6 protein-coding genes and 1 pseudogene are annotated in these 4,348 nt (G+C 66.3%); 3 read left to right on the top strand and 4 right to left on the bottom strand.

The annotated features are described in order from the left end of the window. Both VNW74_RS27710 and VNW74_RS27705 read left to right on the top strand, forming a co-directional pair. Positions 1-495, top strand: a 495-nt coding sequence (locus VNW74_RS27710; RefSeq protein WP_325682839.1) for a VOC family protein, incomplete at its 5' end; no start/stop codon positions are given. Between the two features lie 75 nt (positions 496-570). After that, a pseudogene (locus VNW74_RS27705) lies at positions 571-882 on the top strand (zinc-binding dehydrogenase); the annotation flags it as partial. 135 nt (positions 883-1,017) lie between these two features. Here the strand turns inward: VNW74_RS27705 and VNW74_RS27700 are convergent. The 3 genes from VNW74_RS27700 to VNW74_RS27690 form a co-directional block, all read right to left on the bottom strand. Next, positions 1,018-1,569, bottom strand: coding sequence for a YceI family protein (locus VNW74_RS27700; RefSeq protein WP_325682837.1), 552 nt, complete (start codon positions 1,567-1,569; stop codon positions 1,018-1,020). A gap of 93 nt (positions 1,570-1,662) precedes the next feature. Continuing rightward, on the bottom strand, positions 1,663-2,025 hold the full coding sequence (locus VNW74_RS27695) for a hypothetical protein (RefSeq protein ID WP_325682835.1): 363 nt from the start codon (positions 2,023-2,025) through the stop codon (positions 1,663-1,665). A 133-nt stretch (positions 2,026-2,158) separates the two neighbouring features. Beyond that, the gene (locus tag VNW74_RS27690) at positions 2,159-3,094 is read right to left on the bottom strand and encodes an alpha/beta hydrolase (protein WP_325682833.1); all 936 of its coding nucleotides are present in this window, start codon (positions 3,092-3,094) and stop codon (positions 2,159-2,161) included. Positions 3,095-3,260: 166 nt separating this feature from the next. Between VNW74_RS27690 and VNW74_RS27685 the strand changes: the two genes are divergently transcribed. Further along, a complete protein-coding gene (locus VNW74_RS27685; RefSeq protein ID WP_325682831.1) occupies positions 3,261-4,136 on the top strand; it encodes an alpha/beta hydrolase family esterase in 876 nt (291 codons plus the stop codon). A 41-nt stretch (positions 4,137-4,177) separates the two neighbouring features. Here the strand turns inward: VNW74_RS27685 and VNW74_RS27680 are convergent. Next, on the bottom strand, positions 4,178-4,348 hold a 171-nt coding region (locus tag VNW74_RS27680; RefSeq protein ID WP_414686803.1), incomplete at its 5' end, for a nitroreductase family protein.

Here is a 4,348-nt window from a genome sequence, read left to right as displayed (position 1 = left end):
GGGCAGGTGCTGATGGCACCCGTCGATATCGGCGAAGCCGGCCGGATGGCCTTCGTCGCCGATCCGACCGGCCCGGCCGTGGGGCTGTGGCAGGCCAACCGCCACATCGGCGCGACGCTGGTCGGCGAGTCAGGCGCGCCTATCTGGAACGAATTGATCACGGACAAGCCGGAATCGGCGCTGGCCTTCTACGAGGCCGTGGTCGGGTTGACGCACTCCGCGGTGGAGATGGCACCAGGTCAGACGTACACGCTGCTCAAGGTTGGTGGTAACGATGTCGGCGGTTGCACGGAACCGCCGATGCAAGGTGTGCCCAACCATTGGCATGTCTACTTCGCTGTCGACGATGCCGACGCCACAGCGACCAAGGTGGCCGAGGGGGGCGGGCACGTCATGGTCGAGCCGTTCGACATACCGTCGGTGGGGCGGTCGGCTGTCTTGACCGACCCGCAGGGCGGAGTGTTCAGCGTGCTGAAGCCGGCGCAACAGATGTAGGGGTCAGTCCGCGAAACGCGGTGGGTCTTCGTCCAGCCAAACGAGCTGCGGCCGGCGGACCGTCTCGACCGCTGTCAATCCCGGGTCGATGCGTTCTTGGACTTCTTTGGTGGCGGCTACGTCGAATTAGCCGTAACCGAGCTGGGCATTGCACCCGACCGCATCGACACCATCATCGACTTCCCGGCGCTGGAGCGGTTCGGGGTCAAGTTCGTAGGCAATCAGGACGGGGCCGACGCCGCTGTGCTGGGCGAGCTCGCGGCACTGATCGCTGCAGGCCAACTGAAAGTGCCGATCGCCGAGCGTATTCCGCTCGACGAGGTTCAGCGCGCCTACTCCACACTCGAACGCCGCCACACCCGGGGCAAGATCGTCCTGACGCCCTAGCTATGGCTGAGGCAGTGTCCTAAAGACCTTCGTATTCGAGACGGCGCCGCCGAATCACAATGCGAATTGCCCGCCTTCGAGCGACTTTTCGCCGAGACCGGTGAAGCGTCGGGGCCGCTTGGCAGCGGCGCGTCGTCAGGCCTGCTTGAGGGCCTCGATCGCCAGCGTGAGCGTGACCTTGTCCCCGACCATGCTGCCACCGCCGTCGAGCGGCATCTCGGGGCCGACCCCGAAGTCCTTGCGGCTCAGCACAACCGAAGCGTCGAAGCCGGCGACTTCGCCGCGTCCCATGCCCGGGCTGGTGCCATTGAACACCAGCGTCATGGTGACCGGCTTGGTGACGCCCTTGAGGGTGAAGTCGCCGTCGACGATGTAGTCATCGCCGTCGGGGCGCACCGCGGTGGAGACGAACGTCGCGGTCGGGAACTGGGTGACGTCGAAGAAATCGGGGGCCTTGATGTGCGCCTCACGCTGCTCGTTGCCGGTGTAGAGGGAGTTCACGTCGACCTCGGCGCGCACCGACGGCGTGCCGTCTTCGGCGATGGTGATCGCGCCGCTGAACTGGTCGAATCTGCCGTAGATCTTGCCGACCATCAGATGGCGCACCGAGAAGTTGATCGAGGAGTGGATGAGGTCGATCGCCCAGGTCCCGGCGGTGAGCTCTTTGGTACCAACGGCTGCGGTCATGCGGATTCTCCTTTGAGTGGGCTAACCGGTACCACCCGGCCAACCGGACCGTAGTCCGGATTATTCCCCGGGCCGGAAGTTGTCCCGGCCAGCTTATTGGACCGGCGTCCAGGGTTGACAGTTGCGCGACTCGAAGGCCTTGATCGTCGTGTTGATGTTCGCGTACATCGGTCCCATAGATTGATTCGCCTGGACGACATTGGCCTTGTTCGCATCGGGTGTGCTGTAGGTAAACCAGGAGCACATTTCGCCCTGGGTCGGGATGTTGTTGATCCACACCCCGACGACCGACGCCGTCCCGCCCGTGTGATACAGGCCCGGTGCGATGTCGGGTCCGACGATGAAGACGCCATTACCGGGGATTGGGTCGCCCGGGTCGGCCACGGCTGGTGGCGCGAGCGCGGCCACCGCCATGCATGCAACGAATACGGCCGATGCGCGAATCGTTGGGGACATTTTCCTCTCCCTGTCGCGGCCAACCCCGATGGCAGCGTATGCCGACGCGTGCTTGAGCAACAACAGATAGCCGGGAATCGGCGTGACCGTGGAGGAAATCCAGTCGGACAGCAACGGCGAAAGCCGTTGCGGCTCAGAGCTGTGAGCGCATGTACTCGAGGACCTCGTCGATCTTGGCGAAGCCGCCGAGGTGACTCTCCCCCGAACGCACGACGAGCTCGGCGTCTTGCAGGCGCGTGACGGCCGCTTCGACGCCGGCGAAGGGAACCACGTGGTCGGTGTCGCCGTGCCACCAACGCACCGGCACCTTCACGTCGACCAACCGAAAACCCCAGTCCCGCCCCAAGAGCCGGGCGTCGTCGACCATGGCCAGGCAGCGGCCCCGGAAGGCATTGACCATGTCGTCGACGAAGATCGCCTCGACCTCGGGATCGTCGAGCACCCGTCGGTCGCCCTCGGGCCACATCCGGGCGTAGCCCCGGTAGGCGTAGTGCGCGAAGGGGATAAGCGGCGCCAGCAGGATGGTGCTGAGCACGGCCAGCAGCCGGCGCAACTGGGTGAGCACCAGGCCGTAGCGGCGGGCCGTGTCGGTGACGCCGCCACCGGTGGCCTCGGGACCGGCCGCCGGGACGGTGCCGTCGAGGATTCCTACGGCGGCCACCCGATCAACCATCGGGGCCAGCGCGCCGCAGGCCAAGGCATACGGACCCCCGCCGGACAGGCCCACGACGCCGAGCCGCTCGGCGTCGAGCGCGTCGGCCACCTGGGCCATGTCGGGGACCCAGTCGGTCACCGCGCCGTAGCGGTGCGCATCGGAGAGCCCGGTGCCCGGCCGCTCGATGACGATGACCCGCAGGCCGAGCCGCTCGGCGGCACGCCGGCCAAGCATCGGGAATTGCCGTCGCGCTCCCAGCGTGCCGTGAAACCACAGCACCACCGGGCCGGAAGGGTCACCGAATTCGGCGTAGCCCAGCCGACGACCGTCGGCAAGGTGGAATTGGCCTTCGGCGGGCGGCTTTTCGACGCGCGGTACTCCGGGGGGATGCCGCAGAGGGTTGGTCAGTTTCATCGGATCTCAAAGTGTAGGCGCTCATGTGACCAGGCGATGCCGAGCCTCGCCGCGGCAACGTGGAGGTTCCCGCATGTTGGCCCGACGTTTCCGTGTGATTCAGGCGGCTTTAGTCGCGATGATCACTTTGCGCCGCATCACGCGCGTCAGCCGTTAGGTTCTACGCATGGTCATTCGGCTGACCGCATTGTTGAGCGTGTTGCTTGCGTTGTCGGGGTGTTCTGCCGCGAAGCACGCGGTCACAGGATTCCCGGACGGCACCAGCGTGCACACCATGGCCTTCGGCGGGCTGGACCGCAGTTATCGGGTGCACAAACCCCCGGGCCTGGCGGGGCCGGCGCCGCTGGTGGTCATGCTGCACGGCGCGTTCGGCGACGGCGAGCAAGCCGAAGAGTCGTATGGCTGGGATCAGTTGGCCGACTCGGCGAAGTTCGTCGTCGCCTACCCCGACGGCGTCGGCGCGACATGGAACGCGCACGGCTGCTGCGGCAAGGCCGCGAGTGAAAACATCGACGACCTCGGCTTTATCACCACGATGGTCGGGGAGATCAGTGCCGACTTACCGATGGACAAGGCGCGCGTGTATGCCACCGGAATCAGCAACGGCGGCATCATGGCCTACGCGCTGGCCTGCAACAGCGGCATCTTCGCCGCGATCGGCCCGGACTCGGCCACCATGCTCGACGCCTGCCCCGCACCGCACCCGACGTCGGTGATCCACATCCACGGCACCTCCGACCGGCTGGTCCCCTACACCGGCGGACAGGGCGCCAGCACCGTCAACGGGCCATCGATACCCGACGTCAACGCGTTCTGGCGCAAAGTCGACCAGTGCGGCCCACCCGATGTCACCACCAACGCCCCGGTCACCACATCGACCGCGGCGTGCGCCAACAACCGCAGCGTCGAGTTGATCACCATCGACGGCGGCCGACACCAGTGGCCCGGCGGGACCACCTTCCTGGAACGAACGAGCCAGACATCGCACGCGCTGAACGCCACCCAGACCGTCTGGCAGTTCTTCGCCGCCCACCCTGCGTGATTCCGTTGTGGCCCTTATGATCTCGTGTCGCGGCGCGAGGCTTACCAGTGCCCGTGGTGGACGACCTCGTCGAACGGGCGACGGTTCGGTTTGCGGATCGGCTTGAGCGGGCGATCGGCGGGATAGCCGACGCCCATCAGGTAGGCCACCTCATAGCCGTCCGGGACGCCCAGGATGGCGCGGGCTTTGTCCTGATCCCCCACCGACGAATG

The organism is Mycobacterium sp., assembly GCF_035570115.1.
Classification (GTDB): domain Bacteria; phylum Actinomycetota; class Actinomycetes; order Mycobacteriales; family Mycobacteriaceae; genus Mycobacterium.
The sequence above is the reverse complement of the archived record's forward strand: the minus strand, read 5'-3'. Positions and strand labels throughout refer to the sequence as shown.

What these genes read in the sequence shown, in the direction of transcription:
- VNW74_RS27700 (WP_325682837.1), bottom strand. Translation starts at nt 1,569, where the DNA reads ATGACCGCAGCCGTTGGTACCAAAGAGCTCACCGCCGGGACCTGGGCG.
- VNW74_RS27695 (WP_325682835.1), bottom strand. Translation starts at nt 2,025, where the DNA reads ATGTCCCCAACGATTCGCGCATCGGCCGTATTCGTTGCATGCATGGCG.
- VNW74_RS27690 (WP_325682833.1), bottom strand. Translation starts at nt 3,094, where the DNA reads ATGAAACTGACCAACCCTCTGCGGCATCCCCCCGGAGTACCGCGCGTC.
- VNW74_RS27685 (WP_325682831.1), top strand. Translation starts at nt 3,261, where the DNA reads ATGGTCATTCGGCTGACCGCATTGTTGAGCGTGTTGCTTGCGTTGTCG.